The organism is Paenibacillus sp. GCM10027629 (assembly GCF_042676425.1).
Lineage (GTDB): Bacteria > Bacillota > Bacilli > Paenibacillales > Paenibacillaceae > Paenibacillus_K > Paenibacillus_K terrigena.
The window spans coordinates 554,720-569,082 of sequence record NZ_JBHTGZ010000005.1; the positions used below are offsets into that span (position 1 = coordinate 554,720).

15 protein-coding genes are annotated in these 14,363 nt (G+C 50.0%); 11 read left to right on the forward strand and 4 right to left on the reverse strand.

Annotation, left to right across the window (positions count from 1 at the left end; genetic code table 11):
- Window positions 1-26 precede the first annotated feature (26 nt).
- The 5 genes from ACFQZR_RS08450 (at window position 27) to ACFQZR_RS08470 (ending at window position 4,599) form a co-directional block, all read left to right on the forward strand.
- Complete coding sequence (locus ACFQZR_RS08450; RefSeq protein ID WP_379344772.1) at window positions 27-728, forward strand: hypothetical protein; 702 nt, start codon at window positions 27-29, stop codon at window positions 726-728.
- 299 nt (window positions 729-1,027) lie between these two features.
- The gene (locus ACFQZR_RS08455; RefSeq protein ID WP_379344774.1) at window positions 1,028-1,462 is read left to right on the forward strand and encodes a BrxA/BrxB family bacilliredoxin; all 435 of its coding nucleotides are present in this window, start codon (window positions 1,028-1,030) and stop codon (window positions 1,460-1,462) included.
- Between the two features lie 94 nt (window positions 1,463-1,556).
- Entirely contained in the window at window positions 1,557-2,366 is an 810-nt protein-coding gene (gene nadE / locus ACFQZR_RS08460; RefSeq protein ID WP_379344777.1) for an ammonia-dependent NAD(+) synthetase, read from the forward strand.
- 152 nt (window positions 2,367-2,518) lie between these two features.
- Window positions 2,519-3,043 carry a helix-turn-helix transcriptional regulator gene (locus ACFQZR_RS08465; RefSeq protein WP_379344779.1) on the forward strand — a complete coding sequence of 175 codons (525 nt, stop codon included), beginning with the start codon at window positions 2,519-2,521 and terminating at the stop codon, window positions 3,041-3,043.
- A gap of 29 nt (window positions 3,044-3,072) precedes the next feature.
- Window positions 3,073-4,599 carry an MDR family MFS transporter gene (locus ACFQZR_RS08470; protein ID WP_379344781.1) on the forward strand — a complete coding sequence of 509 codons (1,527 nt, stop codon included), beginning with the start codon at window positions 3,073-3,075 and terminating at the stop codon, window positions 4,597-4,599.
- 39 nt (window positions 4,600-4,638) lie between these two features.
- Here ACFQZR_RS08470 and ACFQZR_RS08475 read toward each other — a convergent pair whose 3' ends face one another.
- Window positions 4,639-6,003: a Na+/H+ antiporter NhaC family protein gene (locus tag ACFQZR_RS08475; RefSeq protein WP_379344783.1), complete on the reverse strand. Its 1,365-nt coding sequence runs from the start codon at window positions 6,001-6,003 to the stop codon at window positions 4,639-4,641.
- A gap of 45 nt (window positions 6,004-6,048) precedes the next feature.
- Window positions 6,049-7,416, reverse strand: coding sequence for an adenosylmethionine--8-amino-7-oxononanoate transaminase (gene bioA, locus ACFQZR_RS08480; protein WP_379344785.1), 1,368 nt, complete (start codon window positions 7,414-7,416; stop codon window positions 6,049-6,051).
- Window positions 7,417-7,637: 221 nt separating this feature from the next.
- Here bioA and acpS point away from each other — a divergent pair, with 221 nt between their 5' ends.
- A complete protein-coding gene (acpS, locus tag ACFQZR_RS08485) occupies window positions 7,638-8,048 on the forward strand; it encodes a holo-ACP synthase (protein WP_018754871.1) in 411 nt (136 codons plus the stop codon).
- A 30-nt stretch (window positions 8,049-8,078) separates the two neighbouring features.
- Here acpS and ACFQZR_RS08490 read toward each other — a convergent pair whose 3' ends face one another.
- A complete protein-coding gene (locus tag ACFQZR_RS08490; RefSeq protein ID WP_379344788.1) occupies window positions 8,079-8,432 on the reverse strand; it encodes a c-type cytochrome in 354 nt (117 codons plus the stop codon).
- Between the two features lie 137 nt (window positions 8,433-8,569).
- Between ACFQZR_RS08490 and mutY the strand changes: the two genes are divergently transcribed.
- Window positions 8,570-9,691: an A/G-specific adenine glycosylase gene (mutY, locus tag ACFQZR_RS08495; RefSeq protein WP_379344790.1), complete on the forward strand. Its 1,122-nt coding sequence runs from the start codon at window positions 8,570-8,572 to the stop codon at window positions 9,689-9,691.
- Window positions 9,692-9,749: 58 nt separating this feature from the next.
- On the opposite strand, the gene ACFQZR_RS08500 is transcribed toward mutY, so the two are convergent.
- The gene (locus ACFQZR_RS08500; RefSeq protein WP_018754874.1) at window positions 9,750-10,361 is read right to left on the reverse strand and encodes a superoxide dismutase; all 612 of its coding nucleotides are present in this window, start codon (window positions 10,359-10,361) and stop codon (window positions 9,750-9,752) included.
- Between the two features lie 374 nt (window positions 10,362-10,735).
- On the opposite strand from ACFQZR_RS08500, the gene ACFQZR_RS08505 reads away from it, so the two are divergent.
- From ACFQZR_RS08505 to queG, 4 genes are all read left to right on the forward strand, one after another.
- Entirely contained in the window at window positions 10,736-11,158 is a 423-nt protein-coding gene (locus ACFQZR_RS08505; RefSeq protein ID WP_018754875.1) for a GNAT family N-acetyltransferase, read from the forward strand.
- Between the two features lie 76 nt (window positions 11,159-11,234).
- Window positions 11,235-11,792 (forward strand): DUF402 domain-containing protein, encoded by a 558-nt coding sequence (locus ACFQZR_RS08510; protein ID WP_379344793.1) that lies wholly within the window; start codon window positions 11,235-11,237, stop codon window positions 11,790-11,792.
- Between the two features lie 6 nt (window positions 11,793-11,798).
- Complete coding sequence (lepB, locus tag ACFQZR_RS08515; protein ID WP_379344796.1) at window positions 11,799-12,380, forward strand: signal peptidase I; 582 nt, start codon at window positions 11,799-11,801, stop codon at window positions 12,378-12,380.
- Window positions 12,381-12,609: 229 nt separating this feature from the next.
- On the forward strand, window positions 12,610-14,316 hold the full coding sequence (gene queG / locus ACFQZR_RS08520; protein WP_379344798.1) for a tRNA epoxyqueuosine(34) reductase QueG: 1,707 nt from the start codon (window positions 12,610-12,612) through the stop codon (window positions 14,314-14,316).
- The last annotated feature ends 47 nt before the right edge of the window (window positions 14,317-14,363 follow it).

Below are 14,363 nucleotides of genomic sequence, written 5' to 3' on the forward strand. Positions count from 1 at the left end.
CAAGAGATTGGAGGGAAGCATCGAAGATGAATTATGCGTGGTCCCTAGGTCCCTTTATTCTAACGCAAACGACACTCTTGTATGTGATATCGACGTTCGTAGGGGTTGCTGTCATGCTTTGGAGACTGTACTTGGATGGTGAGAAGGTCCGGGTATGGCTGGATATTTTCGCAACCTATCTGATGATCGTTGTCCTATGTTATAAATTTGGTTTCTTATTCGATGACCCAGGGATTCTGCTTCGAAGTCCTCGGGTTATCCTGTTCATGAGCGGCGGATCGACTGGGGGATGGGTCATCGGGGTCTTCTGTATGCTGGCATTCACCTATCGAGGGATGAGTCGAGGCTTACTGTCTTTTCGCGTCCTCGCGAATATCTTGCCCTATGGTTTCGCGGTGATGGGGATTTCCGCGTATGCCTTGCAATGGTTCTGGGATCCATCGCTCCTGATTGCGGTACGCCTTCTGCTGCCGCTCGGTCTCTTGATCGTGCTCCTGCTCCAGCGCAGTACATTGCGAGAAGGAAATCATCTGGCGATATTTCTTGTGGGGCTTGGGATCGGCGGTATGGCACTGTCCATCGTGGAGCCACATCTGGGCGGATCTCTAGGGAAGATCACCACCTGGATTGGCTTAACAAAAGCCCAGTACAGCTGGGTCGGCGTAGCCCTGATCGGTATGTGGCTCCTGAACTTGAAGTGGCGGATGAAGCCGGATAATCCCTCCTGATGCGGAACATAATAGGAGGGAGCTCAAGGAAAGGAGGCCGATTTTGTGGCAAAAGATAAGGAAAAATCTAAAAATCGGAATGCAGGTCCGTACAAACCTTCCCAAGATGGAATGGATAAGAAAACGGACGTGGACAGCCCAAATCGTCCGGCTACCTAATCACATGAAGAGGGAGCGCCAGTTGGCGTATCTCAGCCTTATGAAGCAAGGGTTTTCCCTTGCTTTCATTCTTTATGAATGTATAATAAAGGGTAGCAATAATAAGTTTGTTGCTAAGAATTCGTAAGGAGTGAAAGCAAATGTCAATGTCTTTTGATCGATATATGAAAGATATGGTTCAACCGATGCGAGACGATCTTACTCGCGTTGGAATTGAAGAATTAACAACACCGGAGGCGGTTGAAGAGAAATTACCGACTGCGAAAGGTACAACACTTCTCGTGATTAACTCCGTATGCGGCTGCGCAGCAGGCCAATGTAGACCAGGTGTTGCAAAAGCGTTGCAGCATGAGGTAACACCGAATAACTTATTCACGGTATTCGCAGGGCAAGATAAAGAAGCGACTGCCAAAGCACGTGAGTACTTATTGCCTTATCCTCCTTCATCCCCTTCGATCGCGCTATTGAAGGATGGCGAATTGGTTCATTTCGTTGAACGTCATAGCATTGAGAACCGTGGTGCAGATGACATTGCGGCTGAATTGACGGCAGCATTTGATCGTTTCTGCAAATAAGATGCTTCCCCGTCGTTACTCGTGAACGGCGGGGATTTTAATATGGTTAATGAAGTACATAAGAACACTTAACTTAGAATAAGGCGGTGTCGATATGAGTTTGCAGCAGGAGATCATTGAACTGCTTGGAGTCAAGCCTTCCATTCGAGTAGAGGAAGAAGTTCGGAAACGGGTAGATTTTCTGAAGGAGTACGTAACGAAGTCAGGCGTAACAGGGCTTCTGATTGCGATTAGCGGCGGGATCGACAGTGCCGTGGTTGCAGGACTATGTAAACAAGCAACAGACGAGCTCAGCCAGGAGACAGGGCGCGAATATATGACCCTCGGGGTATTCCAGCCTTATGGCACACAGGAAGACATCGACCACAGCTATGAAGTGGCGAAGGCATTCAACCTGAAGCATACGGTGGAGACGAATATTGAAGATGCCGTCAATGAGATCGCGCTTGAGACGGAGCATGCGTTCAAAGCGTTAAGTATCCATCGTCATATTAGCATTCCTGGCAAAGGCAATGTTAAAGCGCGGACACGGATGGTCGTGCAATATGCGCTTGCTTTTGACCTGAACTTGCTCGTGGTTGGAACGGATCATGCTTCGGAGGCGATTACCGGCTTCTATACGAAGTGGGGTGATGGCGCGGTTGATATTACGCCGCTGAGCACGCTCAACAAACGTCAAGTTCGCGAGCTTGCTGCTCACATTGGTGTGCCGAAGAGTGTACTGGATAAAGCACCGACAGCAGGACTATGGGAAGGCCAGACAGACGAGGGCGAGCTTGGGATCACGTATGATGAGAACAGCGATTACCTCGAAGGGAAGGACATTCCGCAAGCGGCGCGCGAAAAGCTGGAGAAGCAGTATTTGAAGACCGAGCACAAGCGCTCTGCGATTCCGGGGATTTAAACGAATAAGATTGGCATATGAACCATCGACCTCAGGTCGGTGGTTTTTTTGTTGTGTCATTTTATATGTATTGACTTGATATATATCGAAATGATATATTATCTCCAGCAGGAAGGAAATAAATTACAGATCATGTATGCGGAGGGACAGAAATGAACAGTCAGGATGTCATTCTCGGGATGCTGCTCAAGGGCCCAATGTCGGGATACGATATGAAGCAAGTATTTCAGAGTGTATTTTCTTATTTCTATGATGCAAGTTATGGAACCATCTATCCTACCCTCAGTCGGATGGAGAAGGATGGGCTAATCACGAAGGAGAGTGTCGTACAGGAGGGGAAGCCGAACAAGAATGTCTATGCGGTTACGGCGCAGGGGCGTGTTGCGTTCATGCAGTATATGCATAGCGAGATTGAGCCCGAGAGCTTCCGTTCCGATTTATTGATGCGCATGTTTTTTGGTGAATTTGTTGACAAGGAAGTGGTGATTGGGTGGTTTGAACGCGAAATTGACAAGAAGGAACAACAGTATCAGCAGCTTAGCTGCGGGTATCAGGAGTTTGCAAGGTTGTGCAGCCCTACGAAGCGATTATGTGCGGAATATGGGATGGAGTCACTCGCCCATGCGATTCAGTTCCTGAAGAAAGGGCTTCGAGAAATTCGTGCATTAGAAGCGTAGAAAAAGAATTAGAGGAGTGGGAAGAACCGATGGATTTTTCCAAACAAAAAAGAGGACTCATTATTCTGGCGATGGCGTTAGGACTATTAATGTCTTCCCTCGACAACACGATTGTATCGGCGAGCATTGCCAAAATTCTTGACGATTTCGGAGGCTTCAGCCAGTTATCTTGGGTATTCACGGCTTATATGTTAGCGACCACGAGCACGATGCTGGTACTCGGGAAAATGTCGGATTTATTCGGGCGAAAGCTATTCTATCTCATTGGGATCGGCTTGTTCATCTTGGGTTCCGCATTATGCGGCGTTGCACAGAGCATGGATCAGTTGATTTGGTTTCGCGCGCTTCAAGGGATTGGCGCAGGGGCGATTTTTCCGATTAGCTTTACGATTATATTCACGATCTTCAAAGATCCGAAGGATGGCGCGAAGTTAAGCGGCGTAATGGCGGGGATTTTCGGTCTGTCCTCCGTCGCAGGACCGCAGCTTGGCACCTTCATTACCGAGCATTGGGGATGGCGATGGTGCTTCTATGTCAATCTGCCGATCGGGATTGCATCGTTCCTCGTCTTATTGTTCGCGCTGAAGGAGACGCGTTCGGAACGGAAGCCGAAAGTCGATTATTTAGGGACGTTTCTCCTCGTCATGACTTGTCTCTCGGTAATGCTCGCGATGGAATGGGGCGGTAAGGATTATGCATGGAGCTCGTGGCAAATTCTTGGTCTATTCGGTGTAGGACTGATCGGTTTAATCGCATTCATTCAGGTAGAGAAGAGAGCAGAGGAGCCTGTCCTTCCGCTTGAAATTTTCCGGAATCGAGTGGTGCTCGGCACGAGTATCATCAGCTTCTGCCAAGGCGTGATGATGTTCGGCGCGATTACGTATTTGCCGATCTTCTCGGTCGCGGTGCTCAATCATGCGAATACGAATAGCGTCTTAACCCCGATGATGGCTTCGATGATATGTGGGACGATCGTGAGCGGGATGCTCATGATGAAATTCAAATATCGTACGCTGATGACGATTTCGATGTTATTTGGCGTAGCGACGTCAATTCTGCTTATTACAGCATCGCGTCAGATCGGTAACTTCGAGATGATTCTGATCATGATTCTACTTGGGTTCGGTGCGATTGGCCCGATGATGAGTATTGGGCAGAATGCGATGGCCAACAGCGTCGATCCACGTTATATGGGAGTCAGCTCATCCATCGTTGGCTTCTGGCGCAACATCGGCGGCGTGATGGGCGCATCGGTGATGGCGGTGATCGTCAATCATCAGCTCAAGGGATTTATCGAGCAGGGTGCAGCCCAGAATCATATTCCAGCGGGACAAATTAATACGCTAGCGAATCCGGAAGTGTTAATGCATGCGACAGATAAAATTCCAGCGACCATCTTAAGCTTCTTGCGCGATTCCATGGGATCTGCGATTAATCAAGGCTTCATTCTGAGTCTGTGCGTTGCTGTGATCGGTGTCCTTGTCGCGCTAAGCATTGGCAACAGCAAGTTCCAAGCCCCGAATCGGAAGGGCGAGACGGGAATGAGCGCTGAGTAATTTTGTATGATAGAGAAAGAAAAAAGAACGAGCTATCCTTTATTGGGATAGCTCGTTTTGGCGTGATGAGGTAATCCGTTTCTTGTTGACCAGATCGATGATGCATGAAGTGATAACCGTAAGGAGCGGCAAGCTCCATAGGAAAATCGCATAGGGCACATACGAAGCGATTGGGATGCCGATAATGGTGCCGCACAGCACAGCGAGCAGATTCCAAGGAATCAAAGCGGCTGCAATGAGCGCCGTGTCTGCGATGACTCGGGATAGGTGCTCACGTGGGAATTTCCGCTCCCAGAGCGGGAGAAGATTCCGTCCGGTCATCATGATTGGCAGCGTTTGGGTACAGGATAGCAAGCCTAAGATGATGCCGAACAAACCGGTTCGCAGCGTACCTGAGGCCATGGATGGTGCTGTGCCTAATATTTTCTCCATGTAAGGTTGTAACGTGCCGGTTTTCTCCAATATCCCGTTATACGCTCCAGCTAGTGCGATCAGCAGGACCAAGTCCAGCATTTGAAGCATGCCTTTGGTATGAAGGGAAGGCAGTTCAGCGAGATTGTACCCACTCCATAAGGAATGGAGCCAGTCGACGAAGGAGACCTGCTGCAGCCAGGTACCAACGATGATGCTGGCTGCGATAGACAGGAGGAACGCGTACTTCGTCTTGAGACGGAATACATTCGCTCCGAGCAGGATGATCACAGGGATCAAGAGCCAGGGGGACAACTCAAAATGGGCGCTGAAATTCGTCGTCGGCATGGTGACATGCTGTGCATTCCAATCCCCTCGTAGGTCAAAGATCCAATAAAAGGCTAGCGAGCACAGCACAGCTGCAATCGTCGTTGGCATCAACTTCGGATATTGCTTGCGGACCGTCGTGCCTGTCGAACTGGCGAGCAATTGATGGGCACTGGAAAAGGGAGAGGTCCGGTCGCCGACGAATACGCCAGAGACCAAAGCTCCTGCGAGCAGAGGAAGCGGGATTTGAAGCACCGCCCCCATCCCGATGAGCGGAATGCCAATAGCACTAAGCGTGCCCGTTGACGTGCCTAGAATCATCGAGACAACCGCACAGAAGACGAAGGAGAGTGTGACCAAGTATGTGGGGTCAATCAACTGCAAGCCTTGCTCGATGAGGTAAGGGATGGTGCCGCTCTCCGTCCAAGCCGGAATGATAAGACTGACGAAGAGGAGAATCCAGACCACCTCTTTGGTGTGCAGAACGCCTGACTTGATGCTACGCCCCAGTGTGCTCCAGGATGTACCGGCCTGGATCGTGAAGAAGATCAGCGATCCAAGGCCGAGCAGGAAGCCAAACGCTAACGGAATGTGCATGAAATAGGCGAGCAATAGTCCGGCAATCGTCAAGCTAATCATGATGCCCAATTGAAGCGGACGAATCATGGGTTGGTTCCTCACTCTCTCTCAATATGACAATTTATATTCGAATTATGAACCCAACACACGTTGGAATACGCGCAAGGTGCGTTCGGTAATCTCTACAACTTGCTCTGGCGTCGTACTGAGCGGAAGCCAGTAATAGATCGTATCGCCGAGTGGGCGGAGGATTAAGCCTTCTTCGAGCCCTGCCTGATAGATGCGATTGCCGATACGAGTCCCGGATCCGAAAGGCGTGCGGCTGGCCGCATCCTTATACAAATCCATCGCGGCAATCATGCCGATCTGGCGTACGTCGGCGACTTGCGGCAATGCCGCGAACGCACGGAGCTGCGAAGATAGTTCAGTGGCTGCCCGATGGGATTGTTCGAGGACGCCTTCTTCTTCGAACAAGCGAAGGCTCTCCAAGGCGACGGCACAAGCGACGGGATTTCCCGTGAAGCTGTGGCCGTGGAAGAACGTCTTCTGCGTGGCGTAATCGTCATAGAACGCCGCATAGATCTCTTCGCGGCACAGAGTCGCCGCGAGTGGCATCATGCCCGCCGTCAATCCTTTGCTGACGCAAAGGATGTCGGGGCTAATGCCCGCGTGCTCGCAGGCGAACATCGTGCCGGTTCGCCCAAACCCTGTGGCCACCTCATCAGCTATGAGGTGGACATCGTACTGCGCGCAGAGTTCGCGCAGTCCTGCAAGATAGGCGGCGGGGTAGATCACCATGCCGCCAGCTGCTTGAATCATCGGTTCCACGATGATTCCCGCGATTGTGTCCGCGCGCTCCTGGAACAGCGCGCGCACGGCTTCCAGCGCGTCCGCCACGAGGGCGGCTTCGCGCTCAGGGGTTCGTGCGCTGCCGAGCACGCGCACGTCCGGTGAAGGCACGCGATGCGCGCTGAAGAGCAGCGGCTTGAACATCGCGTGGTACAGATCGACGCCGCCGACGCTGACGGCACCGATCGTATCGCCGTGATAGCTGTTCTCCATGAAGACGAAGCCTGTCTTCGACGTACGACCGATTTGCTGCCAATACTGGAAGGACATCTTGATGGCGACTTCGACAGCCGTCGAGCCGTTGTCAGAATAGAAGACCTTACTTAGTCCTTCAGGTGTGATATGTACCAGTTTCTCTGCAAGCTCGATGCCCGGCTGATGCGTCAGACCGCTGAACATGATGTGGTCGAATTGATCGAGCTGACGCTGGATAGCTGCTTTGATACGCGGATTGCCGTGTCCGTGGACGTTGCACCACCATGAGGACACCGTGTCGTAGTAAGCTTTGCCCTCGGCATCGAAGAGTTCGATACCTTGTGCACGTGTGATCAATAGATGATCCTGCTCGGCATAATCTTTCATTTGCGTGAACGGATGCCATACATATTGACGATCCTTCGCGAGCAGTTCTTTCTTATATTGTGAATCCATGTTGTTATACCCTCCTAACCGATGATACAAGACAAATGACGAGTCCATGTTCAAGCTTAATCCTCTGTACGGTTCTTTGCAAGATCGCTTGTGCATCGGATACGGATGGAAATGAGAATGGAAAGGGGGCGTTTCTGGTTGCAAATAGGCATCGAATTCGCATTCTGCTATAATGAGACGCATGTAATAGTTCATTACGTCGGAAATCAAGGGGGATCAGCATGATCGTTGGAATGGGTCACGATATTCTAGAAATCGAACGGATTGCGGATATGCGTGAGCGGTCCTCGTGGGAACGGTTCTTGCATAAGGTGCTAACGGATGCGGAGCGTGAGCTGGCATTGGAGCGTGGAGGCAGGATCATTGAATTCGTGGCGGGTCGATTCGCTGCGAAGGAAGCTGTCGTCAAAGCGCTGGGTTGCGGGATTGGAGAAAAGGTTGGTTTTACGGATATTGAGATTTTACCGGATGCGCTCGGCAAGCCTGGCTGTACACTCTCGCAGGAAGCGTGGAGCAGACTATGGATGGACGAGCCCTGCTACACGATTCATATTAGTATTACACATCAGCGATCGCTTGCATCGGCCATGGCGATTGTCGAACGCCGGGAGGACAGTCAAGCTTACGCTTGAGAGCCTGCCCGAACCCGAAATAACACACAGTTATTTTTTGGTCGATAACCAGTCAGCCAGCTGTTCAATTTCCTGCTCTTCAAGCATTTTCTTAAATGCAGGCATTTTGTTGCTGCCCTCGGCAATCTGAGTGACAATCTCATCTTTGGTCATTTTCGCGCCAACCTTTGTTAAGTTGGTATCTGCACCCATACGTCCCGTCAAGTCCGCTGCATGGCAGCTCATACATTTTTGCTTGAATAGGGTAACGGTCTCTTCAGGTCCTTCAAGGGCCACTTCGTTCTTCGCTGTTCCACCGCTTGCGCCGCATGCGGAGAGGACGAGGAGAGCCGTACAGAGTATGGCGGATGCACCGATCGTACGTAATTTGCTATGTAATGTCACAGGGTTTCCCTCCATGTATAGATCTTACAATCAGTATAGGTTAGTAGGGAGTACCCTACAAGCCTACTGAGGAAAATGACACCACTTGTTCAATCTAAATTCATTTACCTCGTATAGAAGGAGTTTTTATAGAAATTATGCAATCATCTATTGAAGCCAAACATTATTTTAGCCGCGAGCTGCTCGCATGGTATAACTTGTACAAAAGAGACTTGCCTTGGCGACGCCATCGCAATCCCTATTATATTTGGGTCTCCGAAATTATGCTGCAACAGACGCGTGTCGATACCGTCATTCCTTACTTTCACCGATTTATTGATCGGTTTCCGTCGATTGAAGCGTTAGCGGATGCGCCGGAAGAAGACGTACTCAAGAGCTGGGAAGGACTTGGTTATTACTCCCGTGCTCGCAATCTCCAATCCGCAGCGCGTGAAGTGAAGGAGCAGTATGGGGGAGAGGTCCCTGCCACGAAGAAAGAAATCTCAGGCCTGAAAGGCGTAGGCCCTTATACAGCTGGAGCGGTGCTCAGTATTGCTTATAATCAGCCAGAGCCTGCAGTCGATGGCAATGTCATGCGGGTGTTATCGCGATATTTCCTCATCGAAGAAGACATTATGAAAGGGAGCACGCGTGCCTTTATGGAAGGGTTGGTCGTCGAGCTCATCCCAGAAGGGGAAGCGTCGAATTTCAATCAAGCGTTGATGGAGTTAGGTGCACTCGTCTGTACACCGAAATCACCGCAGTGTCTGACTTGCCCTGTCATGGCGCATTGCGCGGGCCGGATCGCAGGCATGGAGGAATCGTTGCCCGTGAAGACAAAGGCGAAGCCGCCGCGTCCTGAGTATCGATCTGTCGCGATTATCGAAGGGACGGGGGCGAATGCAGGCAAAGTGATCGTGCGTCAGCGTCCTGCGGAAGGATTGCTTGCCCGGATGTGGGAGCTGCCGCATATTCTTGCCCCACAGCAAGCCGCGCTTGCCGGTGCCGACGACCCCGTGCAGATGGATATGCTGCGAGGCGCGATGCATGAGGAAGGTATCGCCATGGTGCCAGATGACTTCGTGATGGAAGCGGATCATATCTTCAGCCATATTCATTGGCATTTGAGAGTCTACCGTTGTGCATCGAAGCTGCCCGATAACGCTTCTCTGCCTGAATCTTATCGATATATTGAAGAGAAGGATATGGATGAGCTCGCATTCCCGAATGTGTTCATTCGTATTCTGCGTGCGTACTTCAAGGAAATTCTTATCACATGATAAAAAGCTCGACCTTTGCGCTAGCGCAGAGGTCGAGCTTTTTATGTGCGAATTGCTATCACTTCGCTGCTGTGTAACGTTTGCCAACTTCTTCCCAGTTCACAACGTTCCAGAATGCTGCGATGTAATCCGGACGTTTGTTTTGATATTTCAAGTAGTAAGCATGCTCCCATACATCAAGACCAAGTAATGGTGTTTCGCCATCCATGATCGGGCTGTCTTGGTTAGGCAAGCTGTATACTTTCAAGTTGCCTTCTTTGGATAGTGCAAGGAATGCCCAGCCGCTACCGAAGCGAGTTGTTGCTGCTTTTGCGAAATCTTCTTTGAACTTATCGAAACCGCCAAGCTCATTGTTGATTGCATCAGCAAGTGCGCCAGTTGGAGCGCCGCCAGCGTTTGGTGCGATTGTCTCCCAGAACAAGGAGTGGTTCGCATGTCCGCCGCCATTGTTGCGAACTGCTGTGCGGATTGCTTCAGGAACGCTGCTCAAATCAGCAATTAGATCTTCAACGCTCTTGCTTTGAAGCTCAGGAGCAGACTCCAGTGCTGCGTTCAAGTTCGTTACATACGTGTTATGGTGACGATCGTGGTGAATCATCATTGTTGTTTCGTCGATGTGTGGCTCAAGTGCATTGTTTGCATAAGGTAGTGCTGGTAATTGATGTGCCATCGTTAAATACCCTCCCGTAAATATGTAGTTTCACTTCTTTATTAAAACCTATTTAACATAATAAATCAACATTTATGTATGTAAAGTCGAGACGGCGTTGTGAACTTCTTCCACTGAAAAAAATACGATCCGTGAGCGGTAGTGTACTTGGATGAAGAGGAAACCCTTGGGGCTCTAGATCCAAGGTCGGTTTTTGGTATATTTTGAAAGCGCTTAAGTTTAAGCGCTTTCACGAGATATACGGAGTATTATCAAGTTTATTGTAGATTTTGTTAAGAAAATAGAAGATTTTCCGCGAATTTTGTTGTATTATAACAATATGTTTTTTCAGGAAGCACGGGGCAGTACAGTTTAATAATAAAGGAGATTGAAGTATGCAGGTTCGTTCCTTTCAGTTGTCGGATTATATGCGTGTGACTCAGCTATTTGAAGAGTCGCTGTCGGATTTATGTTACGAGCAGACGATGGAGGCTTTTGCAAGGCAGTTATCTTGGGATAGCGATCTTGTACTGATCCACCAAGAAGACGATGTAATCAAGGGCGCCATTATTGGAACGATCGATAATAACCAGGGATGCTATTACAGACTGGCTGTTCATCCTTCTTACCGTGGACAAGGTGTCGGCAAATCGCTGATTACCTCGATGCAGCAGCGTTTCCAAGGCCGCAACGTATCCAAAATTTGCATCGCGGGGGACGAGCATAACGAACCGATATTACCGCTGTTCGCATCGATGGGATTTGACGCAACGAATGTTCTTCAAGCATTTCAGAAACTCCGTATTGTAACGGGTTAATTACGGGAATCATCCTTTATAGGGCATATCTTTCCACGCCATTGCAAATGGTGGAAAGATATGCTTTTCTATTATTATGAAGAATCTAACGTACACTCCTACATTAATCAAAAGTTTCAAGCACAATGGACATTTACATCGGCAGTGGCTAGAGAATTGGCTTGTACCCCAGGAGTTCCTCGATCCTGAGCATCAGCGCGAAGGTATGGTCGTATTAATCAATTGTCAGACGCCTATTAAGGAAGCCGACGGTAAGCAGTGGATGAGCAAGGTTCCCGCGGTTTCTTTTTTTATCCCGGGTGCGTGGTACAATATTGTGGCCTTAATTGAAGAGACGGGTGTGCGCTATTATTGCAATATTGCCTCACCGCCTTATCTGGCCAAAGACGTCGTGACGTATATCGATTACGATTTGGATGTTGTACTTTACGCAAGCGGGCATATAGATATTGTAGACCGTGATGAATATGAGCGGCATAAGGCAAGTTATCACTACCCTGAGATCGTAGATCAAAAAGTGGCCACGGGCCTCTCGCAGCTGTTAGATCGCATCCAGAATAAGAAGGCTCCCTTTCAAGACGGTCTCGTGGTGTCGTATTACAATGCATGGAGACAACATTTCGCCAAGGAGTAAGAGCCTATGGATAACTCGTTACCGACGGGAAATGAGCCGCCGAAGACGCTGACAGAGCCTCCGCGCAGATGGAAGCTGGTGGTCAGGGATTGGCTCAATGCCTTAATTATTGCGGCTGTGCTCGTGGTACTGCTGCAGACGTATGTATTTAATTTGTCAAAGGTGAAAGGGGAGTCGATGCAGCCCACGCTGCATGATCAAGATCGGTTATTTGTCGATAAAATTGTATACGCCTTCGCAGAGCCGAAGCGCGGTGAAGTCGTTATTCTGCAAGATCCTTCACCAGATGTGGGCAGACAGTTCCTTGTGAAGCGGGTTGTTGCGATTCCGGGAGATGAGGTCGAAATTCGTGACCGTAAGCTGTTGGTGAACGGCGTTGTTCAATCAGAGGGTTACACGGATATTTGGATTGAAGATGATAAGCCTCTGCATACGTTTTTGGAAAAGGATGAGTATTTCGTGCTGGGGGATAACCGGCATCATGAGAAGAGCAAGGATAGTCGGCGGTTCGGTCCGGTGAAGCGGGACCTTATTATTGGGAGGGCGGATCTGATCATATGGCCCTTCAATAAATTCACCTGGCTTTAGAGGAAGTATTAAAATCTCACTTTGATAACGGAGCAGGACTGTGGGATTATTCGGCATCGAATCTTGAATTCAACCGAGATTTCCGGTACTCACGTAGGCTCTCCCTACGCTCCGTTTCCTCAATCTCTAGTTTCATTCAACCTTCTCGGTTCTGAAAGTGAAATTTTAATACCTTTATTGAAATGAGATTCTTTAACCATAACTTAAACAATCAACGAGGTGAAAGAAAGTGACGGATTCACGTAAAACCGATGCGCCATCAGAAGCGCAGCACTGGGCACAGCTCAAGTCAGACATCCTAGAAGCAGCAACCTCCCTCGGCATCGACAGCATCGGCTTTGCATCGGCGGATCCGTTCACGACGCTTAAAGATCGACTTATTGCACATCGAGCCAAAGGGCATGAATCGGGCTTTGAAGAGAAAGACTTGGACAAGCGGACGACGCCGGCCCTACTGTTCGATCGTCCGAAGTCGATCATTGCGATCGCCGTGGCCTATCCTTCGAAGCTGGTGGACCCGCCTAAGTCGGAGCCTGGCGCCTATCGAGGGATATTGGCGCGTTCGTCTTGGGGACGGGATTACCATCATGTCCTACGCGATCGACTCCAACGTCTAGAGGCATTTATTGCAGAGCGTGTGCCGGAAGCCCGCATGGAGAGCATGGTCGACACAGGGGCACTCTCAGACCGGGCTGTTGCGGAACGTGCCGGCATTGGGTGGAGTGCGAAGAACTGTTCGATTATTTCACCCAAATTGGGATCGTGGATCTATCTTGGCGAGATGATTACGAATATTCCGTTCGAGCCGGACACGCCAGTCACGGAAGGATGCGGGGAATGTACCAAATGTATCGATGCGTGCCCGACGAATGCGCTTGTAGGTCCAGGGCAACTCAACGCACAGCGCTGTATTTCATACCTGACCCAGACGAAGGGTGTGCTCAGCGACGAATTTATGACCAAGATCGGGAATCGTCTCTATGGCTGTGATACTTGTCAGATCGTCTGCCCGGAGAATCGGGGCAAGAACTGGACGCAGCATCCCGAGATACAGCCAGATCCCGAGATTGTGAAGCCGCTGCTTATTCCACTGCTCTCGATGAGCAACAAGGAGTATAAGGCGAAGTTCGGTGATAACTCATCCTCCTGGCGCGGGAAGAAGCCAATTCAGCGGAATGCGATTATTGCGCTGGGGAATTTCAAGGATATCACGGCCGTACCGCATTTGCATGCACTCATGAAGGAAGATCCGAGACCGGAGCTTCGCATCACAGCGGCCTGGGCACTCGGCAAGATCGGAGGACAAGCATCGATGGAAGCGTTAGAGGATATGCTGCACCGCGAAGCGGACAGTGAAGTGATTGCAGCGATTGGGCAAGCCAGAGCGAAGCTAGGGCAGCATACGACCCCATTATTGTATACCGAGATGGACTCGCCGATCGGGCCGTTAACGGTAGTACGTTCGATGCAAGGGCTATGCCGCATCGAATTCGGTGCATTCGCAGATCAAGAGGCATCGATTCAGGAATGGGCAAGTCGGTGGTATTCGGACCCTAAGCTAATCCGCAATCATGCTGCGATGAAAGATATCGTGATGCAGCTGCAACAATTTTTTGCTGGCGAGCGTAAGGCGTTCGATCTCCCGCTAGACATGAAGGGAACGCCGTTCCAGCTGCAGGTGTGGTCAGCATTAACCGAAGTGCCTTATGGAGAGACTTGGTCCTACAAGCAAATTTCCGAATGGATCGGTCAGCCGAAGGCGGTACGTGCCGTTGGCGGCGCGAACAATAAGAACCCGGTATCGGTGATTGTACCTTGTCATCGTGTGATAGGGATGAACGGCAAGCTGGTCGGATATGGCGGCGGGTTGGATAAGAAGCAGATCTTGCTCGCACTCGAGCAGGAAAATACGGATTTACCGTTTGTCAGTGAATAGTGGACATGCTATGATATTTGCAAATATACATCTGATCAAGGCTCACT